The sequence below is a fragment of the Phenylobacterium sp. genome, assembly GCF_019636135.1.
In the GTDB taxonomy this organism is placed as follows: Bacteria; Pseudomonadota; Alphaproteobacteria; order Caulobacterales; family Caulobacteraceae; genus Phenylobacterium.
Window position 1 is genome coordinate 24,204 of record NZ_JAHBYD010000012.1, and the last position, 26,524, is coordinate 50,727.

25 protein-coding genes, 1 tRNA gene, 2 pseudogenes and 1 riboswitch are annotated in these 26,524 nt (G+C 71.4%); of the genes and pseudogenes, 14 read left to right on the forward strand and 14 right to left on the reverse strand.

Annotation, left to right across the window (positions count from 1 at the left end):
* Positions 1-3 precede the first annotated feature (3 nt).
* Positions 4-882: pseudogene (locus KF737_RS10160) on the reverse strand (XdhC family protein); the annotation flags it as partial.
* Between the two features lie 133 nt (positions 883-1,015).
* On the opposite strand from KF737_RS10160, the gene KF737_RS10165 reads away from it, so the two are divergent.
* Positions 1,016-1,882 (forward strand): bifunctional regulator KidO, encoded by an 867-nt coding sequence (locus KF737_RS10165; RefSeq protein ID WP_296454019.1) that lies wholly within the window; start codon positions 1,016-1,018, stop codon positions 1,880-1,882.
* A 114-nt stretch (positions 1,883-1,996) separates the two neighbouring features.
* On the opposite strand, the gene KF737_RS10170 is transcribed toward KF737_RS10165, so the two are convergent.
* Positions 1,997-3,187 carry a Xaa-Pro peptidase family protein gene (locus KF737_RS10170; RefSeq protein WP_296454022.1) on the reverse strand — a complete coding sequence of 397 codons (1,191 nt, stop codon included), beginning with the start codon at positions 3,185-3,187 and terminating at the stop codon, positions 1,997-1,999.
* Positions 3,188-3,228: 41 nt separating this feature from the next.
* On the opposite strand from KF737_RS10170, the gene KF737_RS10175 reads away from it, so the two are divergent.
* On the forward strand, positions 3,229-4,155 hold the full coding sequence (locus KF737_RS10175; RefSeq protein WP_296454024.1) for an aminotransferase class IV: 927 nt from the start codon (positions 3,229-3,231) through the stop codon (positions 4,153-4,155).
* The gene (locus KF737_RS10180) at positions 4,152-4,910 is read left to right on the forward strand and encodes a hypothetical protein (RefSeq protein WP_296454026.1); all 759 of its coding nucleotides are present in this window, start codon (positions 4,152-4,154) and stop codon (positions 4,908-4,910) included. The genes KF737_RS10175 and KF737_RS10180 overlap by 4 nt, the downstream gene beginning before the upstream one ends.
* Here the strand turns inward: KF737_RS10180 and KF737_RS10185 are convergent.
* Both KF737_RS10185 and KF737_RS10190 read right to left on the reverse strand, forming a co-directional pair.
* The gene (locus KF737_RS10185; protein ID WP_296454029.1) at positions 4,894-6,681 is read right to left on the reverse strand and encodes a TonB-dependent siderophore receptor; all 1,788 of its coding nucleotides are present in this window, start codon (positions 6,679-6,681) and stop codon (positions 4,894-4,896) included. The genes KF737_RS10180 and KF737_RS10185 overlap by 17 nt on opposite strands.
* Positions 6,682-6,757: 76 nt before the next feature.
* A riboswitch (cobalamin riboswitch) is annotated at positions 6,758-6,981 on the reverse strand.
* 206 nt (positions 6,982-7,187) lie between these two features.
* Positions 7,188-8,045: a dienelactone hydrolase family protein gene (locus KF737_RS10190; protein WP_296454031.1), complete on the reverse strand. Its 858-nt coding sequence runs from the start codon at positions 8,043-8,045 to the stop codon at positions 7,188-7,190.
* 127 nt (positions 8,046-8,172) lie between these two features.
* Here KF737_RS10190 and KF737_RS10195 point away from each other — a divergent pair, with 127 nt between their 5' ends.
* Positions 8,173-8,940, forward strand: coding sequence for a hypothetical protein (locus tag KF737_RS10195; RefSeq protein WP_296454032.1), 768 nt, complete (start codon positions 8,173-8,175; stop codon positions 8,938-8,940).
* Here the strand turns inward: KF737_RS10195 and KF737_RS10200 are convergent.
* The 3 genes from KF737_RS10200 to KF737_RS10210 form a co-directional block, all read right to left on the reverse strand.
* Positions 8,928-9,407, reverse strand: a complete 480-nt coding sequence (locus KF737_RS10200; protein WP_296454034.1) for a hypothetical protein — start codon at positions 9,405-9,407, stop codon at positions 8,928-8,930. The genes KF737_RS10195 and KF737_RS10200 overlap by 13 nt on opposite strands.
* Before the next feature lie 71 nt (positions 9,408-9,478).
* Positions 9,479-10,123, reverse strand: a complete 645-nt coding sequence (locus KF737_RS10205; protein ID WP_296454036.1) for a lysoplasmalogenase family protein — start codon at positions 10,121-10,123, stop codon at positions 9,479-9,481.
* Positions 10,120-10,782, reverse strand: coding sequence for a nitroreductase (locus KF737_RS10210; RefSeq protein ID WP_296454038.1), 663 nt, complete (start codon positions 10,780-10,782; stop codon positions 10,120-10,122). The genes KF737_RS10205 and KF737_RS10210 overlap by 4 nt, the downstream gene beginning before the upstream one ends.
* Before the next feature lie 83 nt (positions 10,783-10,865).
* On the opposite strand from KF737_RS10210, the gene mtgA reads away from it, so the two are divergent.
* The 5 genes from mtgA to thiE all read left to right on the forward strand — a co-directional run bounded on the left by mtgA (position 10,866) and on the right by thiE (position 15,015).
* The gene (mtgA, locus tag KF737_RS10215; RefSeq protein ID WP_296454039.1) at positions 10,866-11,573 is read left to right on the forward strand and encodes a monofunctional biosynthetic peptidoglycan transglycosylase; all 708 of its coding nucleotides are present in this window, start codon (positions 10,866-10,868) and stop codon (positions 11,571-11,573) included.
* Positions 11,574-11,803: 230 nt separating this feature from the next.
* Positions 11,804-13,195 (forward strand): cytochrome ubiquinol oxidase subunit I, encoded by a 1,392-nt coding sequence (locus KF737_RS10220; RefSeq protein WP_296454042.1) that lies wholly within the window; start codon positions 11,804-11,806, stop codon positions 13,193-13,195.
* Entirely contained in the window at positions 13,192-14,223 is a 1,032-nt protein-coding gene (gene cydB / locus KF737_RS10225; protein ID WP_296454044.1) for a cytochrome d ubiquinol oxidase subunit II, read from the forward strand. Before KF737_RS10220 ends, cydB begins: the two co-directional genes overlap by 4 nt.
* A complete protein-coding gene (locus KF737_RS10230; protein ID WP_296454046.1) occupies positions 14,207-14,353 on the forward strand; it encodes a DUF2474 domain-containing protein in 147 nt (48 codons plus the stop codon). Before cydB ends, KF737_RS10230 begins: the two co-directional genes overlap by 17 nt.
* Before the next feature lie 14 nt (positions 14,354-14,367).
* Entirely contained in the window at positions 14,368-15,015 is a 648-nt protein-coding gene (gene thiE / locus KF737_RS10235) for a thiamine phosphate synthase (protein WP_296454048.1), read from the forward strand.
* Positions 15,016-15,087: 72 nt separating this feature from the next.
* Here thiE and typA read toward each other — a convergent pair whose 3' ends face one another.
* Positions 15,088-16,920 (reverse strand): translational GTPase TypA, encoded by a 1,833-nt coding sequence (gene typA, locus KF737_RS10240; RefSeq protein WP_296454050.1) that lies wholly within the window; start codon positions 16,918-16,920, stop codon positions 15,088-15,090.
* Positions 16,921-17,221: 301 nt separating this feature from the next.
* Positions 17,222-17,911 (reverse strand): response regulator transcription factor, encoded by a 690-nt coding sequence (locus tag KF737_RS10245; protein ID WP_296454052.1) that lies wholly within the window; start codon positions 17,909-17,911, stop codon positions 17,222-17,224.
* A 155-nt stretch (positions 17,912-18,066) separates the two neighbouring features.
* Here KF737_RS10245 and KF737_RS10250 point away from each other — a divergent pair, with 155 nt between their 5' ends.
* Positions 18,067-20,214, forward strand: a complete 2,148-nt coding sequence (locus tag KF737_RS10250) for an ATP-binding protein (protein ID WP_296454054.1) — start codon at positions 18,067-18,069, stop codon at positions 20,212-20,214.
* 6 nt (positions 20,215-20,220) lie between these two features.
* On the opposite strand, the gene KF737_RS10255 is transcribed toward KF737_RS10250, so the two are convergent.
* Complete coding sequence (locus KF737_RS10255) at positions 20,221-21,138, reverse strand: N-formylglutamate amidohydrolase (protein WP_296454056.1); 918 nt, start codon at positions 21,136-21,138, stop codon at positions 20,221-20,223.
* Positions 21,139-21,243: 105 nt separating this feature from the next.
* Between KF737_RS10255 and cpdR the strand changes: the two genes are divergently transcribed.
* Entirely contained in the window at positions 21,244-21,600 is a 357-nt protein-coding gene (gene cpdR / locus KF737_RS10260) for a cell cycle two-component system response regulator CpdR (protein ID WP_296454058.1), read from the forward strand.
* A gap of 67 nt (positions 21,601-21,667) precedes the next feature.
* Positions 21,668-21,742, forward strand: a tRNA-Val gene (locus tag KF737_RS10265).
* Between the two features lie 448 nt (positions 21,743-22,190).
* On the opposite strand, the pseudogene bfr reads toward KF737_RS10265, so the two are convergent.
* The 3 genes and pseudogenes from bfr to KF737_RS10280 all read right to left on the reverse strand — a co-directional run bounded on the left by bfr (position 22,191) and on the right by KF737_RS10280 (position 23,466).
* Positions 22,191-22,672 (reverse strand): annotated as a pseudogene (gene bfr / locus KF737_RS10270) (bacterioferritin).
* Positions 22,673-22,815: 143 nt separating this feature from the next.
* Positions 22,816-23,001: a (2Fe-2S)-binding protein gene (locus tag KF737_RS10275; protein WP_296454060.1), complete on the reverse strand. Its 186-nt coding sequence runs from the start codon at positions 22,999-23,001 to the stop codon at positions 22,816-22,818.
* Between the two features lie 90 nt (positions 23,002-23,091).
* Positions 23,092-23,466: a hypothetical protein gene (locus KF737_RS10280; RefSeq protein ID WP_296454062.1), complete on the reverse strand. Its 375-nt coding sequence runs from the start codon at positions 23,464-23,466 to the stop codon at positions 23,092-23,094.
* 180 nt (positions 23,467-23,646) lie between these two features.
* Here KF737_RS10280 and ald point away from each other — a divergent pair, with 180 nt between their 5' ends.
* On the forward strand, positions 23,647-24,759 hold the full coding sequence (gene ald / locus KF737_RS10285) for an alanine dehydrogenase (RefSeq protein WP_296454064.1): 1,113 nt from the start codon (positions 23,647-23,649) through the stop codon (positions 24,757-24,759).
* A 146-nt stretch (positions 24,760-24,905) separates the two neighbouring features.
* Here the strand turns inward: ald and KF737_RS10290 are convergent, their stop codons facing one another.
* Complete coding sequence (locus tag KF737_RS10290) at positions 24,906-25,877, reverse strand: WD40 repeat domain-containing protein (protein ID WP_296454066.1); 972 nt, start codon at positions 25,875-25,877, stop codon at positions 24,906-24,908.
* 154 nt (positions 25,878-26,031) lie between these two features.
* Between KF737_RS10290 and KF737_RS10295 the strand changes: the two genes are divergently transcribed.
* The gene (locus KF737_RS10295) at positions 26,032-26,475 is read left to right on the forward strand and encodes a biopolymer transporter ExbD (RefSeq protein WP_296454068.1); all 444 of its coding nucleotides are present in this window, start codon (positions 26,032-26,034) and stop codon (positions 26,473-26,475) included.
* Positions 26,476-26,524: the final 49 nt, after the last annotated feature.

The window sequence follows — 26,524 nt, forward strand, 5'->3', positions numbered from 1 at the left end:
GATCACCGAGACCGCCACCTCGAACGGCGCCTTGCCGCCCAGGTCGAGCCCGATCGGCGCGTGCAGCCGCGCCAGGGCCGATTCCGGGAGCCCGAAATCCTCCAGTTCGGCGACCCGGCCCGCCAGCCGGCGCCGCGCGCCCAGCAGGCCCACATAGCCCGCAGCCGACGGCAGCGCCGCCTTCAGCGCCTCGCGATCGGTCTCCAGGTCGTGGGTCGCCACCGCCACGTAGGTCCAGGGATCCAGGCCCACCGCCGCCAGCGCCACGGCCGGCTCGTCGCGGCGATAGACGACACCCGCGATCGGCGGCGGCGTCGCCGGCCCCTTCGGCCGCACCAGGGTCGTCTCGAAGCCCGACTTCGCGCCCAGCTCCGCGATGGCCAGCGCGGTCGGGTCGCCGCCCACCACCACCAGCCGCGGCGTCGGCTCGTAGGCCTTCACGACCGCCGCCTTCGGCCAGGGCGACAGGTCGGGCGCGCAGGCCCGCACCTTCCCGTCGCTGACGTAGGTCACCGGCCGTCGCCCGGCCTCGGCCGCCAGCAGTTCGGCCAGCGCGGCGTCGTCGGCGCCGACGCGCTCCAGGAAGATCTCGATCCGCGCCCCGCACAGCAGGCGGATGTCGGGCCAGGGACTGCCCTCGCCGTAGACGAGGCGGCGCGATTCGCCGTCGTTGAGGCATGCCCAGGCGTGCCCGGCCACGTCGCCCTCGACACAGCCCCCGGAAAAATAGCCGGCCAGCACCCCCGGCGCGAACACCATCTGGGCGCCCTCCGGCCGCGGCCCGCCCCCCTCGACGGCGACCAAGGTCGCGAGAACACAGGACTTTTTCTCCGCCACGATGCGGCGCAGGGCCGGGCGCACGTCCTCGTCCATGCCGAACATCGGCCAGTCGGGCAGCGGCTCGCCGGGACCGGGGACGTCAATCAAGCCTGGATACGCCTTCTTAGCTTTCCCGCGACAAAATGATCTCGGACACCGATTTCACCAAGCCTGTCAGCCGAGTTCCCCCGCCCGCATGACCACGTCCCTCAGCAAGCTCGGTCTCGGAACCGCCCAGTTCGGACTGGACCAGCCCCCCGGCGCGCGAGGACGTCCCCGCGAGGCGGAAGCGCGCGACATCCTGTCCACGGCCGGCCGCTCGGGCATGAGCGTGCTGGAGGTGGCCCGCGGCTCGGCCACCGCCGACACCCTGCTGCGCAGCGCGCTGCCGCAGCCGAACCCGTTCCGCGTCACGCTCACCAGCATCCGCCCCGACCGCGGTCCGGACGTCCTCGAAGCCGAGCTTCGCGCCCAGATGACGCGCCTGGGCGTCGAGCGCGTCGACACCGTGATCGCGCCGTCGGCCACGGACCTCCTGTCGCCCCAGGGCCCGGTGCTCTGGAACAAGCTGCGCGAACTGAAGGACGCCGGCGTCTGCCGGCGCATCGGCGTGCCGGTCTACGCCTCGGACGATCCGGTGGGCGTCGCGCGCCGCTTCAAGCCCGACGTGGTGCAGGCCCCGGCCTCGCTGCTCGACCAGCGCCTGCTGATCGACGGCTCGCTCGCCACCATCGCGGAGATGGGCGTCGAGGTACACCTGCGCTCGATCTTCCTGAACGGCGTGCTGTTCCTGCCGCCCGACCGCGCGCCCAGCCACCTGAAGGCCGCCGCCGGCCGCATCAGCCGCGCGCGCCGCCTGATCGCCGAGGGCAAGTCCGACCCGCTGCAGGCCGCCCTGGGCTTCGCGCTCAGCCGCCCCGAAGCGTCGGCCGTGCTGGTCGGCGTGACCTCGGCCGCCGAGATGAGCGCCGTCGTCGCCGCCGCCATGAGCCCGCCGCCCGACCTCGACTGGGACGAAATGGCCATCGACGACCCCGACGCCCTGAGCTGGGCCGCGGCCTAGCCCCACCGCCACGACGCGGCGCCTTCCGATCCAATGAACCGCGGCGTCGGCGCAATTCCGCGTCCTTCCGCGTATTCCGCGGTTCATATGACGATGCCTCCGCTGACGCGGAGGCTAGCCGACCGGCTTCTCGATGCTCGGCTGCGGTTCCGTGAACCAGGCGGCGCCGTCCTGCGTGACGTGGAAATGGTCCTCCAGGCGCACGCCGAAGGCGCCGGGGACCACGATCATCGGCTCGTTCGAGAAGCACATGCCGGGCTGGAGCGGGGTCTTGTCGCCGCGCACCAGGTAGGGCGCCTCGTGGATCGAGAGCCCGATGCCGTGGCCGGTGCGGTGCGGCAGGCCGGGCAGGTCGTAGTCGGGGCCGAAGCCCTCCGCCGCCAGCACGCGCCGCGCCACGGCGTCGATCTCCTCGCACGGCACGCCCGGCCTCACGGCGGCGAAGGCGGCGGCCTGGGCCTTCTTCTCCACGGCCCAGACGCGGGCCATCTCCTGCGTCGGCCGGCCGAAGACGTAGGTGCGGGTGATGTCGGAGTTGTAGCCCTGCACGCGGCAGCCGGTGTCGATCAGCACCAGGTCGCCGTCCTTCAGCGCCTGCTCCCCCGGCACGCCGTGCGGATAGGCCGAGGCGTCGGCGAACTGCACCGCGCAGAACGACGAGCCGTCGTCGGCGCCCAGCGCCCGGTGCGCCTGGTCGATGAAGCGGCGGACCTCGGCGGTCGTGATCCCCTCGCGCAGGATGCGCGCGGCGCGCCGATGGACCTCCAGCGTCATCGCCTTCGCCTGGGACATCAGGGCGAGTTCGGCCGGCGACTTGATCATCCGGCAGCCGTCCACCACCGGCGCCGCGTTCGCCATCGCCACGTCGGGCGCGGCGAGCCTGAGCGCATCGAACATCGCGAACGCCAGCGCCGGGTCGACGGCGAGCGACGTCGCGCCCAGTTCCGTCAGCACCTCGGCCGACAGGGCGTAGGGGCTCTCGTGCTCCTCCCAGAGCCGCAGCGGCGCCGCGATGCCGAGCGAGGCCCTGAGCGAGCCCTCCTCGAACCGCGGGCAGATTATCACCGGGCCGCCCCGCTTCGGCAGGATCATCGCCACCAGGCGCTCGGTGGCGTTCCAGCCGACGCCCGCGAAATAGCGGAGCGACGCGCCGGCCCCAACGATCATCGCGTCCGTGGTCATCAGCGCCTGCGCCTTGGCCAGCCGCGCCTCGCGCTCGGCCCGCGCGATGGGCGCCGCGGGGTGCGGCCAGGGCTTCAGCTCGCCTAATTCGCGGTCCGCACTCGACCCGCCGACGCCGTTCATGCACGCTCCTCCTGCGCTCGGGTGCGTGTATAGGCTGGGGCATGGCCGGGAGTCAGGATTTCGCCGCCGATCCGCGGAACGCGGACCTGCGCATCTACGTGAACGGCGACCTCGTCCCGCGGGCCGAGGCCAAGGTGTCGGTGTTCGACGCCGGCTTCGTGCTGGGCGACGGCGTCTGGGAAGGCCTGCGCCTGCACCACGGCCGCCTGCTGTTCCTGGAGGCGCACCTCGAGCGGCTGTTCCAGGGCCTCCGCGACATCGCGCTCCCCCTCGGCCTGACGCCGGCCGAACTGACCGCCGAGATCCAGCGGACGCTGGACGCCAACGGCATGACGCATGGCGCGCACCTGCGCCTGATGGTGACCCGCGGCGAGAAGGCGGCGGTGAACCAGGACCCGCGCAACTGGCTGGGCAGGCCCACCCTCGTCATCACCGCCGAGTACAAGGCGCCGTCGCCCGCGATCCTGACCAGGGGCCTGGCGCTCGCCACCTCCGAAATCGTCTGCACGCCGCGCGAGATGTTCGACATGCGGCTGAACTCGCACAGCCGGCTGGCCCTGATCCGCGCCCTGCTGGACGCCATCGGCAAGGGCGGCGACGAGGCCCTGATGCTGGATCCCAACGGCTATGTGTCGAGTTGCAATGCAACGAACTTCTTCTGGGTGAAGGACGGCCGGGTGATGACCTCCACCGGCGACTACTGCTTCAACGGCGTGACCCGCGCCAACGTCATCGAGCTGTGCCGCCGGCACGCCATCCCGATCACGCTGGGCGACTTCGAGCTGGCCGACGTGGCCGAGGCGGACGAGGCCTTCGTCACCGGCACCTTCGGCGGCCTCACGCCGGTCAGCAGCATCGACGGCCACCCGCTGGCCGAGGCGCTGCCCGGGCCGATGACCGTGAAGCTGCGGGCGCACTACGAGGCGCTCAAGGACGAGGACGCCCGGGTCGAGGGGGGCGGCGAATGACCATCCGCATCGCCATGTGGTCGGGTCCCCGGAACATCTCCACGGCGATGATGCGCAGCTTCGAGAACCGCTCGGACTGCGAGGTCGTGGACGAGCCGTTCTACGCCGCCTACCTCGCCGGGACGGGCCTCGACCACCCCATGCGCGACGAGGTGCTGGCCGCCCAGCCGCAGGACTGGCGCGCCGTGGTCGTCGAGCTCGACCGCATCGAGGCGCCGCTGGTCTACGAGAAGCAGATGTCCCACCACATGCTGCCCGGCTTCGGGCTGGAGTGGGTGGAAGGCCGGCGCAACGCGTTCCTGATCCGCGACCCTGCCGAGGTGCTGGCCTCCTACGTCCGGAAGCGCGGCGAGGTCACGCTCGACGATATCGGGATCGTGCAGCAGCGGGCGCTGTTCGACCGCGTCGCCGACGAGCTCGGCCGCCCGCCGCCCGTGGTGCGCGGCGCCGACGTGCTGGCCGCGCCGGGCGCCATGATCTGCGCGCTCTGCGACGCCCTCGACATCCCGTTCCGCGAGCCGATGCTGAGCTGGCCCGCCGGCCCGCGCGACACCGACGGCGTGTGGGCGCCCGCCTGGTACGACGCGGTCGAGCGCTCCACCGGCTTCGAGGCGCCGGAGCGGCGGGCCTACCCGCCGCTGCCGGACGACCTGGCGCGGATCGCGGACGCCGCCCGGCCCCACTACGAGGCCCTGGCGGCGCACCGCCTGCGGGTGGTCGAGCCCGCGTCGCTCGCCGTCAGTTTCGGAACCTGACGCCCACGTAGGCGGCGATCCCGGGCTCGCGGTAGCCCAGCACCTCCTCGAACCGCTTGTCGGTGAGGTTCTCGACCCGCGCCGTCACGCTGAGCTGCGCCGTCACGTCGTAGGCGCCGGCGACGTCGGCGGTGACGAAGCCCGGGCGCCGGGCGCGGCTGAAGCCGTCGCGGGCGGTGTCGGCCTGACTGGACTCGCCCCGCACCGTGACCGAGGCCGACCACGGCCCCTCGTCCCAGAACACCGCCGCCGAGCCCGAGTGGTCGGGCACGCGCAGCAGGCTGCGGTCGGTCGAACGGTCGATGGCGTCGGTCCAGGCGTAGGCCAGCTTCACCCGCAGGCTCTCGCTGACCCTGGCGTCGAACTCGGCCTCGAGGCCGTTCGAGCTGGTCTTGGCGATGTTGACGTAGCGGCTGGCGACATAGGCGATCTGGTCGCGGACCAGCAGGCGATAGGCCGTCACCGACGTCGAGATCCGGTCGCTGGCCCAGCCGAGGCGCAGGTCGTAGCCCTCCGCCTTCTCCGGCCGCAGCGGCACGGGCGGCGCGAAGCAGAAGTCGCAGACCACCTGGCTGACCGTCGGCGTCTTGAAGCCGGTGCCCGCCGAGGCGACGGCGTTGAAGCCGAAGCCCAGGTCGACCGCGGCGGCGAGGCGGCCGGTGGTCTTGGCCTCGTAGGCCTCCGGGTCGTCGCGGCGGACGCTGCCGGTCAGGGTCAGGCGCTCCCACTTCGCCTGGCCCACCGCGAAGACGGCGGTGTTCGAGAGGTCGCGGGAGAGGCCGGTGGAGAGGTTGGCGTCGCTCTCCTGCCGCTCGGCGCCGATCACGAACAGGTCGCCCTTCGCCGCCGTCCAGCGGATCACCTGGCGGTCGGCGTCCACGACGGACGGGAACGAACTGATGTTCTTGCGGCGCAGGTCGTAGGCGCTGAAGCTCAGTTCGTGCGTCAGGCCCAGCGCGTCGACCGTGGCGCGGGCGAAGCCCTGCCAGGCGCGGCTCTTGGCGCGGTCGGGCGTGTCCCCCAAGGCGAACGTCGGCGGCGGGAAGCCGTCGATGTCGATGGTGGCGCGGCTGTAGCGCAGGCGCGCGTCCAGCTTCACCTGCTCCGAGACGTTGAAGCGGCCGGAAAGGTTGCCGGTCCACGTCTTGAAGCCGTCCTTCTCGGTCCCCGTGTCGGCCTTGGAGATTCCGTCGGTGCGGAAGGCGGTGACGCTGGCCGACAGCGCATACCGGTCGGCCTTCGTCCCGGCGCCGGCGAACCCGCGCGCCGTGGCGAACGAGCCGCCCTCGGCGGCGACCTCCAGCCCGTCGAGCTCGCGGGTGGTGAAGCTCACCACGCCGCCGATCGCCTCCGAGCCCCAGAGCGAGCCCTGCGGGCCCGAGAGCACCTCCACGCGCTCCAGGTCGCCGGTCTGCAGCGAGGCCGGGTCGTAGTCGCCGTTCGGCGCGCCCGCGTCGCCCACCGGCACGCCGTCGATCAGCACCAGGGTCTTGTCGGGGCCGGCGCCGCGGATGCGGATCGCCGCCACGCCGCCGAACGCGCCGGTGCGCGCGACGCTCACGCCCGGAATGGTCGAGAGCAGGTCGGCGGCGAAGCTCACGTTGCGCGCCTCGATCTCGGCGCGGTCGATCACGTGGGCGCCGGTGATCACCTTGGGGTCGGTCGGCAGGCGCGCGGCGGTGACCACGAGCTCGTCGACGGGGGTTTCGGCATGAGCAGGCAGGGCCGAAAGCGCGGCGAGCGCCGCGGCGGCCGGGAGGCAGGTTCGCATAGGTCAGACTCCATCTTCGGAGTCGCGGCGTCAGAGCTTGGCTCTGCCGGTCGTTGGCCTGGTCCCGGGCCGCGGACGAGCGACGGAAGAAGACGGCAGGTCTCCTGGCTTGCGGGTCGCCGGGCCTCGTCCTCGCCTTCCCGGGATGGCCGCCGCGGCGGTCTTCCCAGTGACGCCCTCCGGGCTTGCCGGAGGATATGGACGCGGCCCTCGCCGCTCACAGTTGCGGGCACAGCCGGGGATTTTCACCCCGGTTCCCTCTTGGCCCCCGTCAGGGGGACCGCCTTCACGCGCCGCCTATTGCTACGGTTCCGCGACGGGGGCAAGGCCGCCGCGCTGTCCCGAAGGCCGCGGAGCGGCGCCGTCCGATTCAGGGAACCGCGGAATACGCGGAAGAACGCGGAAAGCGCCGGCCCTTCTTCTTCCGCGTCCTTCCGCGTATTCCGCGGTTCGAAAACGACCGAGCCTCCGCGGCCGCGAAGGCTCGAAGCGAGGGCTTCTCGGCCTTAGACGAGGTTCGCCTTGTAGAGCGTCGTCAGCTCGGCCCAGGCCTTCTCGGCGCTGGCCTCGTCGTAGACGGCGCTGCCCTTGACGCACCAGCCGTGGTTGGCCGGGTAGACCTCCACCGTCGCCGGCCGCTTCGCCTCGGCGAACGCGGCCTTGAGGATGTCCTTGGAGTCCGGCTGGGCCTTGTCGTCGTTCTGGGCCACGCAGACCAGGTAGGCCGCCTTGGTCTGCGGGATCAGCAGGTGCGGGCTGTCGGGGGTCTTGGTGGTCAGGCCGCCGCCGTGGAAGCTGCCCACCGCGCCGATGCGGCCCGGGACCGCCGCGGCCGTGCGGAACGAGAGCGGGCCGCCCATGCAGTAGCCCTGCACGCCCGCCTTCTTCTTCCTGTTCACCTGCGGCTGGGCGTCGAGGAAGGCGACGTAGGCGACGGCGTCGCGGTCGACGCCCTCGTTGGTCATGGCCCCGCGGTAGCCCATCAGGACCTGCCGGTTCTCGGGCTTGGAGAAGTCGAACTCGGCCGGAACCACCGGCGCCTTCTTCGAGCGATAGAAGGGGTTCGGCACCAGCACGACATAGCCCTGGGCGGCCAGCCTGCGGCCCATCTCACGCATCACCGGGCGCAGGCCGAAGATGTCGGGCCAGATCACCACGGCCGGCCACGTCCCCTTGCCCGACGGATAGATCAGCGCCGAGTCCGACACGCCGTCGGGCGTCTTCACCTCGACGTCCTTCTCCACGACGTCGGCGGCGTAGGCCCCCGTGGCCGCGCCCGCGGCCGCCACCGTCAGCAGGCCGAAGCTGCGCCGGGAAACGGTCGGATCCCTGACCTGGCCAACGTGGATTTCGTCGTCGCACATGGGGAGCCTCCCTGCTCGCTCTGGTCTCTCGCCGCCCAACCCTCACCCGGATTGTTGCGGCCGGATTTCGCGCCGAGCGAACCACACCTGCGCGCCGATTGCACGGCACTCGCGCTATCAGGCGCCCATGACCTCGCCCGATCGGATCGCGCGCGCCGACCGCCTCGTCCCCTACTTCGAGGTCCAGTTGCGGCTGGCGGGCCGGATGGCCGAGCTCACCGGCGCGCCGCTCGGCGAGGTGGCGCTCGGCCACACCAACATCCACCGCCGCCTGGGCCTCGGCGTCTGGCGCGACGGGCCGCCCGCCGCGGGCTGGGCGCCCTACGCCGAGGCGCTCGAGGCGGCCCGCGGCCTCGCCGCCCGGGTGGCGCTGACCCGCGAGGCCTTCGTCGCCGCGCCCGACGAGGTGCTGCCGCATCCCGGCCAGACCGGCTTCGGCTGCTTCGCCCACGATCCGGCGGGCGACGACGGCGTGGTGCGCATCCATTTCCACAACTTCGACACCGACGCCGAGGGCGGCCCGCTGGCGAGCGCCAAGGTCCCGCGCCGCCGCGCCGAGCTCCGCGCCCTGGTCGCCGGCGTCCGCGCGCGGCATCCGCAGGCGCGGACGATCCGCGGCGGCTCCTGGCTCTACAACCTCGAGGCCTACCGCCGCCTCTTCCCGCCGGACTATGTCGCCTCGCGCATCCCGCACCCGCCGCCCATCGGGCTCCGCGGCACGGCCACCTGGGGCCAGGTCATCGACAGCCGCGAGGCGATCCGCCCGCACGTCCGCGACGCCGTGGTCGCGAACCTGCCGGCCATGGACCCGCAGGCGCCCTGGCGGGTCTTCCCCTACCGGATGCTCTCCGTGGAGGCCCCGATCGAGAGCTTCGCCCGCTTCTACGGCGCCTGACGCCGGCCCGGGGGGCGGCGCCCCGGAAGCGCGGCCGGCGTCACCCGGGGCTGCGGGTTGCGCCGGTCGATGCGCCGCAGCTCGGCGAAGGTCGTGTGCGGATGGGTGCGGGTCAGCTCGCGCAGGCGTCCCGCCGCCACCGGCGCGTAGGCCGCCAGCACGCCCACCGAGTCGCCCATGACGTCATGGAGCGACATCTCGCGGCCGACCAGCGCCTGGGCGACCTCGCTCGCCGCGCCGAGGGCCACCATCGCCAGCGCGATGTCCGCCGCCCGCGAGCGCGGCAGCGCCGCCGTGGCCGCCAGCGTCAGGCCGTAGAAGAGCAGCGCGTGCGCCACCGTGTCCGGGAACGGCAGGCCGAGGTCGCCGTAGCGGAACGGCCCGGTCAGCGCGACCACGGCCGCAGCGGCCGCCAGGACGGCGCCGAAGCGGCACGCGTGCGTCAGACGGTGGGGTGTGAGGCGCATCGCATTCTGCTCGGCCGGAACGGGCGCCGAACATGCCCGGTCAGGGTGAAGACCGGTTTGAGAGGCGTGGTTTAGGAAGTCCTGCCGGCGAGCGTGCGGGTGACGCCCAGCGCGATCAGCGCCTGGCCGCCGAAGTAGAGCCCCCAGACCGCCAGCCCCATCGGCAGGATGTCGAGCCCCGGCCGCCCCGTCCGCACGAAGATCAGCAGGTCCGACACCGCGAACATGATCGCGCCCGCCGCCGTCAGCGCCCGCGGGAAGCGGCTCAGCCACGCCGCCGCCGCCATCGCCGAGAGGCCCGCCGCATAGAGGGCGATCAGCCCCGCGCCCGCCCGCTGCGGCGGCAGCAGGTAGGCGATGACCGGGATCGCGACGAGCAGCGCGCCGGCCACGGCCCAGTCCGCCGCGCCGAGGGGCCGGCGGTTCTTCAGGTAGAGGCCGATGGCCGTCAGGTGCCCGGCCAGGAACGCCAGAGCCCCGGTCACCAGGCCGTGGGTCTCCAGCAGCACGTCGCCCAGCGCCCCGAACGCCATCACCACGGCGAGCAGCCAGCCGTCGGCGCCCTTCGCCTGCGAGGCCGCGTAGAGCGCCAGCAGGCCGACGCCCGCGCCCTTCCAGGCGATCCCCGCCGCCGCCGGCAGCGGCAGGAACCACGAGGCGATGTAGCTGACCCCCGCGACCACCGCCGCGATCAGGAGGACGCGGGACAGGGTCATTCGAAGCCCCGCAACTCGCACCACACGTCCATCGGATCGCGGCTGGCGCGCATCGTGTTGATCGGATGCGCTTCGTCCCGATAGCCCAGCGCCATGCCGGAGAAGAGCATGTGGTCGTCCGGCAGGCCCACGAACTTCGCCACCGTCTGCGGATAGCGCGCCCAGTATTCCTGCGGGCAGGTGTCGAGCCCGCGCTCCAGCGCCAGCAGCATCACGTTCTGCATGTACATGCCGAGGTCGGCCCACTGCGGCGGGCCGAGCTTGCGGTCGAGGCAGAAGAAGACGCCGACCGGCGCGCCGAAGAACTCCCCGTTCCTGGCGAGCTGGCGCAGGCGGGCCGGCTTGTCCTCCCGCGGGATGCCGATGGAGGCGTAGAGGTCCTCGCCGTTCTGGTACCGGCGGGTGCGGAACGGGTCCCAGAGGTTCGGCGGATAGACGTCGTACTCCGGCGTTTCGCCGAAGGGGTTCGCCGCAACGGCAGCTTTGAGCTCCGCGAGCGGCTGGCCGGCCAATGCATAGATCCGCCACGGCTGCAGGTTGCCGCCCGACGGCGCGCGCGCCGCGCGCTCCAGGATCTCGGCCACGACGGCGCCGGGCGCCGGGTCGGGCTTGAAGGCGCGGATCGACACCCGCCGCTCGATCGCTTCCGAAACCTGCATCCCTGCTGACCCCCGTAGCCCGACGTTGACCGACTCTGGCAGACTCGCGCCTAGCATCCACACCCTAGGTCAGGACAAGCGGCGTGGCGAAGCAGGGCAGGAAGGGCGGCGGCCTCTGGGGGCTCGTCAAGGCGGTGATCGTCGCGGGGCTGATGATCTTCGTCATCGGCCCGATCATCGTGGTGGCGGTCTACCGCTTCGTCCCGCCGCCGGTCACCTTCCTGATGGTGCAGCGGGTGTTCGAGGGCCATGGGCTGGAGCGCCGATGGGTCCCCATGCGCCGGATCTCGCCCAACCTGGTCCGCGCCGTCATCGCCGCCGAGGACGCGCGCTTCTGCGAGCACCGGGGCTTCGACGTCGAGGCCATCGAGAAGGCCATGGCCGCCAACGCCGCCGGCAAGGCGCTGCGCGGCGGCTCCACCATCAGCCAGCAGACCGCGAAGAACGTCTTCCTGTGGCCGGGCCGCGACTGGGTCCGCAAGGGCCTGGAGGCCTGGTTCACCGTCCTGATCGAGATCGGCTGGGGCAAGGAAAGGATCATGGAGGTCTACCTGAACTCCATCGAGTGGGGCCCGGGCGTCTACGGCGCCGAGATGGCCGCGCAGAGGAACTTCCACGTCCCCGCCAGCCAGCTCACCGTGCAGCAGTCGGCCCGCCTCGCCGCCATCGTGCCCAAGCCGCTGTCGTGGAAGGCCGCCAGGCCCGGGCCGTACATGAAGCGCCGCGCCGGCAGCATCAACCGCAACGCCCGCGCGGTGCGCCGCGAAGGCCTCACCGCCTGTGTCCTCTAGCGGCTGTCCAAGCCGCAGGCTGACGGACGCGCGCCAGAGGATTCCGGTGGATCGGCGACCCTCTCTGCGTGTCTCCGCGATCTCTGCGGTTCATGAATCGGGCGGACGAGCCGCCCACAATCCATATGCGATCGCCCTGCCCGTCAGGGGAGGGGCCAGGGGTGGGGGTGCTCGCCGTTGGTCGCCTCGCCGTCCCGTGCCAAGCTGAGGCCCTGGCGCCGGGGACGGTCATGGATTTCGACGCACTCATCCTGTCGCGGCTGCAGTTCGCGTTCACGATCGCGTTCCACATCATCTTCCCGAGCTTCACGATCGGGCTGGCCAGCTACCTCGCCGTGCTCGAAGGGCTGTGGCTGGTCACGAAGCGCGACGCCTTCAAGACGCTCTACCTCTTCTGGGTGAAGATCTTCGCGATCTCGTTCGGGATGGGCGTCGTCTCGGGCGTGGTGCTGAGCTACCAGCTCGGGACCAACTGGAGCGTCTTCTCCGCGGTCGCGGCGCCGGTGATCGGGCCGCTGCTGGCCTTCGAGGTGCTGGCCGCCTTCTTCCTCGAGGCCTCGTTCCTGGGCGTGATGCTGTTCGGGTGGAAGAAGGTGGGGCCGGGCCTGCACCTGACGGCCACGACGCTGGTCGCGCTCGGCACGCTGATGTCGGCCTTCTGGATCGTCTCGGCCAATAGCTGGATGCAGCACCCGACCGGCTTCGCCCGGTTGCCGGACGGCACGCTCCGCGCCGTCGACTGGGTCCAGGTGATCTTCTCGCCGACGTTCCCGGAGCGGTTCGCCCACATGGTGATGGCGGCCTACCTGACGACCGCCCTGGTGGTCGGCGCCGCCTCGGCGTGGCGGCTGCTGAGGAAAGGCCGTGAGGACGAGTCGGGCCTGGCGCTGCGCATGGCCATCGGCATGTTCGCCATCGTCGCGCCGCTCCAGCTCTTCGTCGGCGACCTCTCGGGCAAGGAGGTCGAGCGGCTGCAGCCCGCCAAGCTCGCCGCCATCGAGGCGTTCTGGGAGACCCGCACCCACCAGCCCTTCCACATCCTGGCCTGGCCCGACCGCGAAGCCGAGGGCAACCGCTTCGAACTCTCCGTCCCGGCCCTGGGCAGCGTCCTCACCGCCGGCTCGGCCTCGGCCGAAGTGAAGGGCCTGAAGGCCTTCGCGCCCGCGGATCGGCCGCCGGTCTTCATCGTCTTCTACGCCTTCCGGATCATGGTCGCGCTCGGCGTGGCGATGATCGGGCTGGGCGCCTGGGGCGCCTGGCTGATGTGGCGGACGCCGGGGCCGGAAGCCAACCGCTGGTTCCTGCGCGCCGCGGTCGCCATGGGGCCGGCGGGCTTCGTGGCCGTGATCTGCGGCTGGATCGTCGCCGAGGTGGGCCGCCAGCCCTACGTCATCTACGGCGTGCTGCGCACCGCCGACGCCGTCTCGCCGGTGGGCGCGGGCCAGGTCTCGGCCTCGCTGCTGGGCTTCATGATCGTCTACGCGGTGATCTTCACCGTCGGCGTCCTCTACATCCTGCGTCTGATCGCCCAGGGCCCCGAGCGCATCGCCGAGGCGCCGCTCGACCCCAACCGCCCGCCCGGCTCCGCCATGGCCGCCGCACCCCGCGAGGCCGGCCGATGAGCCTCGACCTGCCCCTCGTCGCCGCCGGCGTCATCGCGGTCGCCGTGCTGATGTACGTGCTGCTGGACGGGTTCGACCTCGGCATCGGCATCCTCTTCCCGTTCGCGAAGGCCGAGCGCGACCGCGACGTGATGATGGACACGGTCGCCCCCGTCTGGGACGGCAACGAGACCTGGCTGGTGCTGGGCGGCGGCGGGCTCTTCGCGGCCTTCCCGTTCGCCTACGCGGTGCTGATGCCGGCGCTCTACCTGCCGATCGTCGTCATGCTGCTGGCGCTGATCCTGCGCGGCTGCGCCTTCGAGTTCCGCCATCGGGCGCGCGCCCGCGGCAAGGCCTTCTGGACCGCCGCCTTCGCCGGCTCCTCGCTGGTCGCGACGCTGGCGCAGGGCGCGGTGCTGGGCGGCTTCATCCAGGGCGTGAAGCTGAACGGCCGCGCGTTCGGCGGCGGCCCGTTCGACTGGGCCACGCCCTACAGCCTCCTGGTCGCCGTCGGCCTCGTCGCCGGCTACGCGCTGCTGGGCGCCGCCTGGCTGGTCTGGCGCACGGAGGGCGAGTTGCACGGCCAGGCCCGCCGCTGGGCCTGGATCTCGGCCGCGGCCACCGCCGCTCTCCTCGCCGTCGTCAGCCTCGCCACCCTCTTCGTCCACCCGCGCATCGGCGGCCGCTGGGGCTTCCACGGCGACGGCTTCGACATGGCGGCCCTTGCGCCGTTGCTGCCCATCCCGCTCGTGGGCCTCGCCGGCCTGCTCGTCGCCGCCTGGGCGCTGCGAAACCCCGGGCGCCACCACGCCACGCCCTTCATCGGCGCGTGGATCGTCTTCCTGTCGGGCTACGCGGGCCTGGCGGTCAGCTTCTTCCCCGACATCGTGCCTTACGGCCTCAGCTTCCGCGACGCCGCCAACGCCGACAACGCGCTGGCCCTGGTGCTTACGGGCGTGGCGCTCCTCCTGCCGTTCGTCCTGGGCTACACCGTCTGGGTCTACTGGCTGTTCCGCGGCAAGGTCGGGCGCGATGCGGGATATCATTGAACGACCGCCCGAGGCCGACGCGCCCCTGCCGCCGCTCTGGAAGCGGCTCGCCTGGTTCGGCGGCCTCGCGCTCACCGGCGCGCTGTCGTGCGCGGCCATCGCCTACGGGTTGCGGCTGCTCCTGAGATAGGGTCCAAGGCCGGGATGGCCGAACCGCTCTGCCGCCTCTACCTGATCACCCCGCCCAGCCTGGACGACCTGGCCGGCTTCGGCCGCACCCTGGCCCACGCGCTGGACGCCGGCGACGTCGCCGCCCTGCAGATCCGCCTGAAGGACGCGCCCGACGACGTGATCGCCGCCGCCGTCGACGCGCTGTCGCCCATCGCCCAGGCCCGGGGCGTCGCCGTGATCCTCAACGACCGCCCCGATCTCGCCGCCAGGCTCGGCTGCGACGGCGTCCACGTCGGCCAGGGCGACACGCCGCTGAAGGAGGCCCGCCGCATCGTCGGCCCGGACCGCATGGTCGGCGTCACCTGCCACGACAGCCTGCACCTCGCCATGGAAGCGGCCGAGGACGGCGCGGACTACGTGGCCTTCGGCGCCTTCTTCCCGACCGCCACCAAGGACGCGCCCACCCGCGCGGACCCCGAACTGCTCACCGGCTGGCAGGCCGACATGCTGGTCCCCTGCGTCGCCATCGGCGGCATCACCGTCGCCACCGCCCGCGGCCTCGCCAAGGCCGGCGCCGACTTCCTGGCCGTCAGCGCCGGCGTCTGGGCCCACCCGGACGGCCCCGCCGCCGCCGTGAAGGCCTTCAACGCCGAAATGACCGCGGGCGCGGCGGAGCGCTAGCACTTCCTCTCCCACGGGCGCGCAGTGTTCAGACCGGGGACATTGAGGCAGCGCGAAGAAGGGAGAGGAAGGTCAGTCCTCGCGGACGCGCTTCTTGCGGAAGCTGGGGTTCAGCACCTTCTTGCGCAGGCGGATGGACTTGGGCGTCACCTCCACCAGCTCGTCCTCCTCGATGTAGGCGATGGCCTGTTCGAGGGTGGGGCGGCGCGGCGGGGTGAGGCGCACGGCCTCGTCCTTGCCGGAGGCGCGCACGTTGGTGAGCTGCTTGGCCTTCATCGGGTTCACGTCGAGGTCGTCGGACCGCGAGTTCTCGCCGATGATCATGCCCTGGTAGGTCTTCTCGCCGGCGCCGACGAACATGAAGCCGCGCTCTTCCAGGTTCCACAGCGCGTAGGCCGCCGTCTCGCCGTCCGAATTCGAGACCAGCACGCCCTTGCGGCCCGCGTCGATGGGGCCCTTGTAGGGCTCGTAGTGGCTGAAGACGCGGTTCAGCACGCCCGAGCCGCGGGTGTCGGTCAGGAACTCGCCCTGGTAGCCGATCAGCGAGCGCGACGGGCTCATCAGGCTGATGCGGGTCTTGCCGGCGCCTGACGGGCCCATGTCCTTCAGCTCGGCCTTCCGGGCGCTGAGCTTCTCGATGACGATGCCGCTGAACTCCTCGTCGACGTCGATCATGACGTCCTCGATCGGCTCCAGGCGCTCGCCGGTCTCGGGGTCTTCCTGGAACACCACGCGCGGCCGGCTGATGGAGAGCTCGAAGCCTTCGCGGCGCATGCTCTCGATCAGGACGCCCAGTTGCAGCTCGCCGCGGCCGGCCACCTCGAAGGCGTCCTTCTCGGACGTCTCGGTCACGCGGATGGCGACGTTGGCCTCGGCCTCCTTGATGAGGCGCGCGGCGATCACGCGGCTCTGCACCTTGTCGCCCTCGCGGCCCGCGAGCGGGCTGTCGTTGACGCTGACGGTCATGGAGATGGTGGGCGGGTCGATGGGCTGGGCCGGCAGCGCCTCGGTGACCTCCATGGCGCAGAGGGTGTCGGCGACCGTGGCCTTCGAGAGCCCGGCGATGGCGACGATGTCGCCGGCCTCGGCGTCGTCGATCGGCTGGCGCTTCAGGCCGCGGAAGGCCAGGACCTTGGTGATGCGGCCGCGCTCGATCTCCTTGCCGTCGCGGCTGAGCGCGTGGATCGCCATGCCGGGCACGGCCTTGCCGCTCTCGATGCGCCCGGTGAGCAGGCGGCCCAGGAACGGGTCGTTCTCGATCAGCACCGAGAGGATCTGGAAGGGCTCGTCCTTGCGCTGCTCGGCCTTCGGCGGCGGCACGTGGTCGACGATCAGGTCGAACAGCGGCGCCAGGTCGGCGTTGGGCTGGGCGAGGTCCAGCGTGGCCCAGCCGGCCTTGCCCGAGGCGTAGATGTGCGGGAAGTCGAGCTGCTCGTCCGTCGCGCCCATGGCCGCGAAGAGGTCGAAGGCGTCGTTGTGGACGCGGTCGGGGTCGGCGTGGGGGCGGTCGACCTTGTTGAGGCAGAGGATCGGGCGCAGGCCCATCTTCAGCGCCTTGCCCAGCACGAACTTGGTCTGCGGCATGACGCCTTCCTCGGCGTCCACCAGCAGCACGCAGCCGTCCACCATGCCCAGGATCCGCTCCACCTCGCCGCCGAAGTCGGCGTGGCCGGGCGTGTCGATGATGTTGATGCGGGTCTCGCCGGCCTTCCCGTGCCAGAGCACGGAGGTGCATTTGGCCAGGATGGTGATGCCGCGCTCGCGCTCCTGGTCGTTGGAATCCATGGCGCGTTCGACCGTCGCCTCGTTGGCGCGGAAGACGCCCGACTGGGCCAGGAGCTGGTCGACGAGCGTGGTCTTGCCGTGGTCGACGTGGGCGATGATGGCGATGTTGCGGAGCGACATGTGCGGAGGCGGCTTCTCTTGAGGGCGCGCGCTTGTACGGGAAGCCGCGCCGGACCGCTAGGGCGTTGTGCGACGCACCCAAGGCGAGGGCCTGCATGCCGTAACGTGATATTCTGTTTTCGCTTATAAAACAGCGATCCGTCACCCGGGTGCGTCAAAAGATTTCAAGGAACGCCTTGCGCGTTTGTGCGCCGCACACTAGCTTGAGGATGCCCTTTGGGGCGTTTCCTCCCTATGAACTGGCCGCGCCTCGTGCGCGGCTTTTTTTTCGCGTCCCCTCCCCCTCGTGGGGAGGGAAGAGCTAGGTCAGCCCTCTCCGGGCCGCCGCCAGCGCCGCTTCGGCGCGGCTGGTGATGTGGAGCTTCTGGTAGATCACCTTCACGTAGCCGGCGACGGTCTGGGGCTTGAGCCCGATCACGCGCGCGGCCTCCGGGGCCGAGAGGCCCTTGGCGATGAGGGCCAGCACCTCGGTCTCGCGCGCGGACAGCCCTGCGTCGTCCGGCGGCGCGCTGGGCGCCTTGGGCCGCAGCTTCTCCAGCATGCGCCTGGCGATGGACGGGGAGAGGGGCGGTTCGCCCGCGTCGATGCGCTGCAGGCAGGCCGCGACCGCGTCGGGCGCATCCTGCTTCAGGATGTAGCCCTGGGCGCCGGCGGCGAGGCTGTCGAACAGGTGCGTGTCGTCGTCGTAGATGGTGGCCACCACCGACAGCGCCCCGGGCGCGTCGCGGGCGAGGTCGGCCAGGAAGTCGACCCCCGAGCCGTCGGGCAGGCCCAGGTCGACCAGCGCCAGGGCGAGATGGAACGCCGGCGCCTCGACATGGCCCTCCAGCCAGCGCCGCGCGTCGCGGAGCGTGCCGGCGGCGACGACCGCCATGTCGGGAAAGGCGTCGGCGACCACGGCCTCCATCCACTCGCGCGTGTCGGGGCGGTCCTCCACGACGAGGCAGCCGCGCCGCACAGGCGTCGTATCGGATGCGTCGTCGGGGGCCATTACGCGTGCAACCACGGGCTGGAAAACGGGCGAACGATAGCCACGCGTACTGGCGCGGGCCAATGATTCCCTTAATGATCGGCCCGCGCCGTCCTGGACGGCGGCGCGGGGGACGGGAGCGTATGGCCGGGAGTGCGGTCGCGCAGGCTGGCGTGATGCGCCCGGCAGGTTTCGGCGTCACGCCGATCCGCATGCTCGCGTTCGCGCTGGCCGTCGCCGTGGTCGTCATGGGCGGCGCGATCGCCGCGGCCGTGTCCCAGCCCTGGCTCGGCCTCGACCTGCGCTACAATGAGGCCGCCCGCGGCTTCATGGTCGTCGGCTCGGCGGGCCCCTCCGAGGCCATCCCGACCGGCACGGTGATCGTGGCGCTGAGCGCCGGCGGCGAGCGGCTCGTCCCCGCGCGCAAGGACCTGACCGGCACCGTCGACGGCAGCTTCGGGCCCTTCGCCGAGTACCAGGCCTTCATGGCCAAGCAGGGCGTCTACGCCACCATGATGCGCCAGCCGACCATGACGCTGACGGACGACAAGGGCCGCGACTGGACCATACGCCCGGAACAGGGCGGGCGGCCGATAACCTCGCTGGGCATCGACTTCTGGATCGGGATCGTCACGGGCGCCTTCTCGTGGCTGATCGCGGCGGCGATCTTCGCCTTCAGGCCCGGAGAGGCCAGCGCGCACTGGGTCTTCGTCAGCGGCGTCTCGTGCCTGCTCTTCATCCCGATCGGACCGATCTACACCAGCCGCGAACTCGGGCTGCCCGAGACGATGTTCTACATCGTGAACGGCATGAACGCCCTGGGCGGCACGATCTACGCGGCCGCGTTTTCCTGCCTGCTCCTCTACTATCCGCGCAAGCTGGCGCCCCTGTGGGTGGGCTGGGCCATCCTGGCCCTCTACATGGTCTGGTACGCGGCCCAGGCGGTCGGCATGTTCCCGAACCTCACGTTCGCGCGGCGGATCCCGGCCCTGACCGGCGTGGCGGGCGCCGCCGCGCTGTCGGTGGTCCAGTGGATGAAGACAGGGCGCGATCCCGTCGCCCGCGCGGCGCTGGGCTGGTTCCTGGTCACCTGGGTCGTGCTGGCGGTCGTCTTCGTGCTGCTGATCCTGGCGCCGCAGATGTTCGGCGTGGATACGGGCGCGGCCGAGCCCTACGCCTTCCTGCTGTTCCTGCTGACCTTCGTGGGCCTGGCGGTCGGCATCATGCGCTACCGCCTGTTCGAGCTCGGGGCCTGGTGGGCGCGGATCATGGTCTGGATCGGCGCGCTGGTGCTGCTGGCCGGCCTCGACATGGTCTTCCTCGTGGTGCTGCGGTTCTCGTCGGAGGTGTCGCTGTCGCTGGCCCTGCTCGTCTGCGGCATCGCCTGGTTGCCGCTGCGGGGGTTCGTGGCCGAGCGGATGGTCCGGCGCCGCAAGGTGGACGAGCGGGCGACCTTCGAGGGCGTCGTGCAGATCGGCCTGACGCCGCAGGGCGGCGACCAGCTCGCCCAGTGGACCGATGTGCTGAAGGGCCAGTTCGATCCGCTGCAGATCGACATCGCGCCTGCGCCCGCCGACGCGGCGCGGATCGAGGAGGACGGGCTGGCGCTGGTGACGCCGCAGGTCGCGGGACTGCCGTCGCTGAGGCTCGAATACGCCCACGGCGGGCGGACGCTGTTCTCCCCGGCCGACGTGGCGCAGGCCCGGGCGCTCTCCGACATGCTCCGCTTCGTGGTCGAGAGCCGCGACGCCTACGCGCGCGGCGTGACGGTGGAGCGTAAGCGCATCGCCGGCGACATCCACGACAACCTGGGCGCCACGCTGCTCAGCGCGCTGCACAGCCGCGACGGCGAGCGCAAGGACCGCTTCATCCGCGAGACGCTCGCCGACCTGCGCAGCATCGTCACCGAGCCCGCCGGCGACGGCGCGGGCCTGGTCGAGATGATGGCGCGCAGCCGCAAGGAGATGTCCGAGCGCCTGGCCGCCCGCGGGATCGCGCTCTCGTGGCCGCTGGAGGGCGCGCCCGGCGAGGGCGTCGACTCCAGGGTCGCCCAGTCGCTCCGCGCCATGCTGCGCGAGATCACCAACAACATCCTGAAGCACGCCCGGGCCACGTCGGTGAAGGTGGCGCTGGGGGAGGCCGACGGGGCGCTGGTCCTGACCGTGGAAGACGACGGCGTGGGGTTCGACGCGCAGACGGTCACGGCGGGCGCGGGCCTGGGCGGGCTCCGCGAGCGCGCGGCCGGGCACGGCGGCGATGTCGCCTGGTCGACGGGCGAGGGCGGCCACGGGACGCGCGTCACCGTCCGCATCCCGCGCGGTTGAGCCGCCTCAGCTCGCCCGGAGCGCCGACCAGTCGGCCTTGGCCAGGGTCTCGGTCAGGGCCTCGATGTGCGCCTTCAGGGCCGCGAAGCCCGAGGTGGGCGAGAGCGTCGCCTCGTCGAGGTAGAGGCCGCGGTTGATCTCGATCTGCAGGGCGTGGGCGCGCCGGCCCGGCCGGCCGTAGTGCTCTGTGGTGTAGCCGCCGGCGTAGGGCGTGTTTCGCGCCACGCGATAGCCCATGGCCTCCAGCTCGCGCTCGACGCGGCCGGGCAGCAGGCCGGCGCAGGCCGCGCCGAAGCGGTCGCCGAGCACGATGTCGCAGGGCCGGTCGCGGCCCGCGTGCCGCGCCGCCGCCGCCGGCATCGAGTGCCAGTCGATCAGGATCGCGAACCCGTGCGCGCCCTGCGCCTCGGCGAGCAGTTCGGCCAGCGCCGCGTGGTAGGGCCTGTGCGCGCCCTCGATCCGCGCGTGGGCCTCGGCGTAGGTCAGCTTGCGCCGGTAGATCTCCTGGCCTTCCGAGACGACGCGGGCGATGGCGCCCAGGCCCGCCGCCACCCGCGCGGTGCGGCTGCGGGCGAACTCGGGCAGTTCGTCGGCGAACATGTTGGGGTCCAGCTCGAACGGCTCGCGGTTCAGGTCGATGTAGGCGCGGGCGAAGCGGGCGGCGATGACGGTCGCGCCGTGCGCGGGGGCGCCCGCGACCAGGTCGTCGACGAAGGCGTCCTCGGAGCGGCGGATCGAGACCGCGTCCAGCGCCGCGGCGCTCATCATGTCCTCGGGATAGACGCGGCCCGAATGCGGCGAGGCGAACACCAGCGGCGTCGGCGGCGGCTGGCCCTTCGGCGCCGCGCGGAACAGCTCGAACGCCGGGCCGGCCAGATGCGCGGGCGCCAGCTCCTGCGGCGCCTTGGGGTCGATGGCGTTCATCCGGCGCATAGAACGCCGCGCCGGGACATGGGTCAAAGCCCTTCGGCTTTCATGGCGCCTTTACGGGTTGGAAAGTAAGGTGGGCGATCAAGGACGCGTATGCCCATGTCCAGAATCCTGCTCGCCGAAGACGACGACTCCCTGCGCGGCTTCCTGGCCCGCGCGCTCGAACGCGCCGGCCACGAGGTGACTGCGTGCGCCGACGGCGAGGAGGCGGTGACCTTCCTCGACGAGCCGTGGGACCTCCTGCTCACCGACATCGTGATGCCCGGCCTCGACGGGATCGAGGTGGCGCGGCAGGCGGCGGCCAGGCACCCGGGCCTGCGCATCATGTTCATCACCGGCTTCGCCGCGGTGGCGCTGGCGGCCGGCGAGCAGGCCCCCGCGGGGTCGAAGGTGCTCTCCAAGCCCATCCACCTGCGCGAGATCGTCTCGGAAGTGGAGCGGATGATCGCGGCCTGAAGGCCGCGTCTGGCCCCGCTTGCTAAGGGCGCGGCCGGTCTATATATCCCCGCCTTCCCGACGGTACGGACGTGTAGCTCAGCGGGAGAGCACCTCGTTGACATCGAGGGGGTCACAGGTTCAATCCCTGTCACGTCCACCATCGCCCCCTCGGCGGGGCGCCCGCCCGGCAGCCTGGAAGTCCCGCTCAGGCGCCGCCTCTCAGCCAAGCCAAGTTGCATGCCTGCCCGACAGACAGGGCGTGAGCGAATCTCCCTTCCTCCTCGATGGAGGAAGGGCCGGGGATGGTGGTGTACGCAGGACGTCGACGGCTGGGCGCGAGAGGCGTCGACGCCACATGCGCCTGACGAACAAACGCCGCGGCCACACCACCACCCAACCCTCCTCTATCGAGCAGGGCAATCGCATATGGCTTGTGGGCGGCTTGTCCGCCCGATTCATGAACCGCAGAGATCGCGGAGATGCGCAGAGAAGCTCGCGAATCCACGGGAATCCTCTGCGTATCTCCGCGATCTCTGCGGTTCGACTGACGCCTTTCGGCCGCCCGCATCCTGCTCCATCGAGGAGAGCTTTCCGCTGGGCGACCCTGCTCAACTGTCCGGCAGTTCTCCCATGGCGCTCTGCAGGTAGTTCTGCTCGCCCAGGCTCTTCAGCAGGCTGAGCTGGGTTTCGAGGAAGTCGATGTGCTCCTCGGTGTCGCTGAGGATCTTCGCCAGCAGTTCGCGCGACACGAAGTCGCCGACGTTTCGCACAGCTTCACGCCCTCGATCAGCGTGCCGCGGCCGCCGACCTCGACCGACAGGTCCGAAGCCAGGCACTCGCCGACCGCCTCGCCCACCTTCAGCTTGTGCAGGTCCTGCAGGTTGGGCAGGCCGTCGAGGAAGAGGATGCGCTTGATGAGCTTGTCGGCGTGCTTCATCTCGCCGATCGATTCCTCATAGGTGATCTTGCCGAGGCGCCTCAGGCCCCAGTTCTCGTAGATCCTCGCGTGCAGGAAATACTGATTTACCGCGGTCAGCTCATTGGTGAGGACCGCGTTCAGCAGCTTGATGATCGCCTTGTCGCCTTGCATCGCGCGGCCTCCGTCCAATCGCTCGGCACGGGAATGCCTTCCGCAGGCCCGTGATGTCAAAGGCAATGTCTGCGAGTGATTTGCGGTTGCTGAAAAACCCGCAGATTTCTCTGCGAATGATTTTCGATCGCCGGAACGGCCGCCTATTCGGCCGCGAAACGCAGCGCCTCGCGCTCCTCGTCGAGCATCCTGCGCATGTCGCAGACGCAGCGGGCGCACTGGGGGGCCGAATCGCAGGCCTTGAAGATCTCAGCCGGCCGGCCGGCCCCGGCGGCGATCGCCGCACGGACCTGACGCTCACGAATGCCGTTACAGTTGCAGACGTACATGGGCGCGCGAGCGGCTCCTGGCTGGTCCTTCAGATGTAGCTTCCTGCAAATGCGTTTGCAAGTCGTTCGCAACGCCACGGGGGTCGCGCCTCAGTCCCTCGTGCAGCCTCGATATCCGGCCGTGTAGCGGTGGCCGATCATCACCTTGTGCCGGATGACCTCGATGCGATCCCCCACGCGGCACAGGTCGGCGCGGAAGATCCGCACGTTGACCTTCCGCTCTCCGACCTGGACCACGGCCCGCGGGGTCGCGCCGCGTTCATTCTGGACGTAGCCCAGGGACAGCACCTTGCCGTAGGTCGCCTCGGCCGGACCGACATCGAACCACAGCGGCGACAGGACGAGGCCCAGCCCCACGAGGAGACCGACGCCCAGCAGGAGGCCGACGAGGCCGCTGTGCTGCACGCCGGGCGCCGCATTCAGCTTACGAAGCTCGGCCTTCGAGACCTTGCGCGGCTCGTGCATCGGCGGCCCCTCCCGCGCTCAAGATGGGACGCCGCGGAACCCAAGGGAAGAACGGCGACGCTTGATGCGGCTGCGGCCGCCGGCGCCCAAGCCATCACGGCTCGCGCCGCCCTTGACCCGGCAACAGTGTTCCCTCAAACCGTCTCGCCTATGGAATAACCTCCCCCGAAGGATGCTCCCATGCGCGTCGGCGTGCCCCGCGAGATCAAGCCGGACGAGTACCGGGTGGGGCTCACGCCCACCGCGGTGCGCGAGTACGTGGCCCATGGCCACGAGGTGCTGGTGGAGACGGGCGCGGGCGAAGGGGCGGGCTACGCGGACGCGGCCTATGTGCGCGCCGGGGCGGAGATCGTCCCCGACGCCGAGGCGGTGTTCGCGGGCGCGCGGATGATCGTGAAGGTGAAGGAGCCGCAGGCGGTCGAGTGGGCGAGGCTCACCAGGGACCACATCCTCTTCACCTACCTGCACCTGGCGCCCGATCCGGCGCAGACCCAGGGCCTGATCGACTCGGGCTGCGCGGCCGTCGCCTACGAGACGGTGACCGACGACCACGGCGGCCTCCCGCTGCTGGCGCCGATGTCCGAGGTGGCGGGCCGCATCGCGGTCTTCTCGGCCGGCGAGACCCTGCTGAAGCACAACGGCGGCATGGGCCTGCTGATCACCGGCGTGCCGGGCGTGCCCCCGGCGCGGGTGTGCATCCTGGGCGGCGGCGTGGTGGGAGCCAATGCGGCGGTGATGGCGGCGGGCCTGGGCGCCGAGGTGGTGATCCTGGAGCGGTCGATCCCGCGCATGCGCTACATCGACGACATCTTCGCCGGCCGGGTGATCACCCGCTACTCGACCATCGACGCGGTGGAGGACGAGGTCCTGAAGGCCGACGTGGTGATCGGCGCCGTGCTGAGCGCCGGCGCGGCGGCGCCCAAGCTGGTGCGCAAGGCGCACCTGTCGAAGATGAAGCCGGGCTCGGTGCTGGTGGACGTCTCCATCGACCAGGGCGGCTGCTTCGAGACCAGCAAGCCCACCACGCACAAGACCCCGACCTACACGCTCGACGGCGTCGTCCACTACTGCGTGGCCAACATGCCCGGCGCCGCGCCGCGCACCTCCTCGGAAGCGCTGGGCAACGCCACCCTGCCCTTCGGCCTCCAGCTCGCCGACCAGGGCCTGGATGCGCTGAAGAAGAACCGGCACCTGGCCAAGGGCCTGAACGTGCTCCACGGCGACCTCACCCACCCCGCGGTGGCCGAGGCCCTCGGCAAGCCCTTCAAGGACCCCTACGGCGCCTGGGAATAGGCCCCGAGGCTCCGCGCAAGCGGAGGCTCAGTCATTCTGGAACCACGGAATACGCGGAAGAACGCGGAATTTGCGCCGGCGCCTTCCGGCGCAATCCGTGAAATCCGTGGTTTTCCAATTCTCGGGATAGGCGCCGCTTCGCGGCCTCACTCGATCTCCGCGATGCCTGCGGCGCCGTCCTCGTCGCCCCAGGCGACGCGTTTGGCGTCGGGCGAGAGGGCGAGGGCGGTGATCGCGGCGCCCTTCTCGGCCTTCAGCGGGACCATGCGCTCGCCCGACACCTCGGCGGCCCAGACCCGGCCGTCGTCGAGGCCGGCGGCGAGCCAGGGCCGGTCGGCGGCGGTGGCGACGCGGGTCGCCAGCGCCGAGTCGTCGTAGCCGATCTCGATCGCCTGCTGGCCCATCGGCCCGGCCGGGCCCAGGAACGGCCAGCAGACCGCGCCGTTGGCGCCCGACGTCGCCATCAGCTTGCCCTTCGACAGGAACGCCAGGCTGCGCACCTTCGAGGGATAGCCGCCCATCCGCATGTTCTTCTCGTCGGCCACGCGCCAGCCGTGGAGCTGGTTCTCCTGCATCGCGCTCATCAGGAACTTGCCGTCGGGGCTCCAGCAGACGCCGATGTGGCTGCCGGCCCACTTGAGGAACACCGGCTTCTGGTCGGCGATGCGGGCGTACCAGAGGGCGACGCCGCCATAGGTCGCCACCGCGATCCGCCGGCCCTTGGGGTCGAAGGCGACCTCGGCCACCGACTTGTCGTGCGTGAACACGCGGGCGAACGCGGCGTCGGCCGGGTCGCGCACGTGCAGGTCGCGGCCGGCGGAGAAGGCGAACAGCTCCGATTCGTCCGAGGCGGCGAGCGCGTCGATCCAGCGGCCGGGGACCTTGGCGAGCTCGCTCGCGCCCGCCGGCGTCGAGAGGACGACGCGGCCGTCGTCGCCGCCCGTCATGATCCCCTCGCCCTTCGGCGGCAGGCAGGCCGACAGCACGACGCCGTCCGGATGGGCCTCCACGGCCTCCCCGCCCTCGAAGCGGACGGTCCCGTCGCCCAGGGCGAAGGCGGCGCGGCCGGCGCGGTCGAAGAAGGCGGCCGTCACATAGGCGTCGAAGCTCAGCGTCATGGCCGCCCCTGTAGGGCGTCGGCCACCCCGCGGGCAAGCGCATCGCGAGAACGCCGTCCGCCGGATTCACGCTTTACAAGGGCTTGGCGGCTTGCCAATGGTCGCCACGAAGGCGCGGGATACGCGCCCGCAATTGGGTAAGGAACCAGGACGTATGGGCGCTAAGGTTGGCGGAGGGGGCGGCAGCAAGTTCGACCTCGGCCAGAACTCCGACATGAACGTGACGCCCTTCGTGGACGTCATGCTCGTGCTCCTCATCATCTTCATGGTGTCGATCCCGGCCGCGACGGTGTCGATCAAGCTCGACCTGCCGCCGGCGATCCCGCCGCCGCCCGGCACCAAGGTGAAGGAGCCCACGCTGATCAACGTGCAGCGTGGCGGCGCCGTCTTCATCGGCGAGGCCCCGACCTCGCTGGAACGCCTGACCGGCGACCTGACGACGCAGCTCCAGAAGGACGACCCGACCATCCCGCCGACCGAGCAGCGCGTGTACATCCGCGCCGACCGCGACGTGCGCTACGGCGACTTCATGAGCGTCATGAACACGCTGCAGGGCAACGGCTTCTACCAGGTCGCCCTGATCAACGAAGAGCTCTAGGCGCTTCGGACGAGACTGACGGAAGGGCGGCTGGAGCGATCCGGCCGCC

Coding starts and splice junctions, on each gene's coding strand:
- KF737_RS10180 (WP_296454026.1), top strand. CDS start 4,152: ATGACCATCCGCATCGCCATGTGGTCGGGTCCCCGGAACATCTCCACG.
- KF737_RS10190 (WP_296454031.1), bottom strand. CDS start 8,045: ATGTGCGACGACGAAATCCACGTTGGCCAGGTCAGGGATCCGACCGTT.
- ald (WP_296454064.1), top strand. CDS start 23,647: ATGCGCGTCGGCGTGCCCCGCGAGATCAAGCCGGACGAGTACCGGGTG.
- KF737_RS10250 (WP_296454054.1), top strand. CDS start 18,067: ATGCGCCCGGCAGGTTTCGGCGTCACGCCGATCCGCATGCTCGCGTTC.
- KF737_RS10280 (WP_296454062.1), bottom strand. CDS start 23,466: ATGCACGAGCCGCGCAAGGTCTCGAAGGCCGAGCTTCGTAAGCTGAAT.
- KF737_RS10200 (WP_296454034.1), bottom strand. CDS start 9,407: ATGCGCCTCACACCCCACCGTCTGACGCACGCGTGCCGCTTCGGCGCC.
- KF737_RS10165 (WP_296454019.1), top strand. CDS start 1,016: ATGACCACGTCCCTCAGCAAGCTCGGTCTCGGAACCGCCCAGTTCGGA.
- KF737_RS10185 (WP_296454029.1), bottom strand. CDS start 6,681: ATGCGAACCTGCCTCCCGGCCGCCGCGGCGCTCGCCGCGCTTTCGGCC.
- KF737_RS10295 (WP_296454068.1), top strand. CDS start 26,032: ATGGGCGCTAAGGTTGGCGGAGGGGGCGGCAGCAAGTTCGACCTCGGC.
- thiE (WP_296454048.1), top strand. CDS start 14,368: ATGGCCGAACCGCTCTGCCGCCTCTACCTGATCACCCCGCCCAGCCTG.
- KF737_RS10210 (WP_296454038.1), bottom strand. CDS start 10,782: ATGCAGGTTTCGGAAGCGATCGAGCGGCGGGTGTCGATCCGCGCCTTC.
- KF737_RS10275 (WP_296454060.1), bottom strand. CDS start 23,001: ATGTACGTCTGCAACTGTAACGGCATTCGTGAGCGTCAGGTCCGTGCG.
- KF737_RS10205 (WP_296454036.1), bottom strand. CDS start 10,123: ATGACCCTGTCCCGCGTCCTCCTGATCGCGGCGGTGGTCGCGGGGGTC.
- KF737_RS10195 (WP_296454032.1), top strand. CDS start 8,173: ATGACCTCGCCCGATCGGATCGCGCGCGCCGACCGCCTCGTCCCCTAC.
- cydB (WP_296454044.1), top strand. CDS start 13,192: ATGAGCCTCGACCTGCCCCTCGTCGCCGCCGGCGTCATCGCGGTCGCC.
- KF737_RS10170 (WP_296454022.1), bottom strand. CDS start 3,187: ATGAACGGCGTCGGCGGGTCGAGTGCGGACCGCGAATTAGGCGAGCTG.
- typA (WP_296454050.1), bottom strand. CDS start 16,920: ATGTCGCTCCGCAACATCGCCATCATCGCCCACGTCGACCACGGCAAG.
- KF737_RS10245 (WP_296454052.1), bottom strand. CDS start 17,911: ATGGCCCCCGACGACGCATCCGATACGACGCCTGTGCGGCGCGGCTGC.
- KF737_RS10230 (WP_296454046.1), top strand. CDS start 14,207: ATGCGGGATATCATTGAACGACCGCCCGAGGCCGACGCGCCCCTGCCG.
- KF737_RS10255 (WP_296454056.1), bottom strand. CDS start 21,138: ATGAACGCCATCGACCCCAAGGCGCCGCAGGAGCTGGCGCCCGCGCAT.
- cpdR (WP_296454058.1), top strand. CDS start 21,244: ATGTCCAGAATCCTGCTCGCCGAAGACGACGACTCCCTGCGCGGCTTC.
- KF737_RS10175 (WP_296454024.1), top strand. CDS start 3,229: ATGGCCGGGAGTCAGGATTTCGCCGCCGATCCGCGGAACGCGGACCTG.
- KF737_RS10290 (WP_296454066.1), bottom strand. CDS start 25,877: ATGACGCTGAGCTTCGACGCCTATGTGACGGCCGCCTTCTTCGACCGC.
- KF737_RS10220 (WP_296454042.1), top strand. CDS start 11,804: ATGGATTTCGACGCACTCATCCTGTCGCGGCTGCAGTTCGCGTTCACG.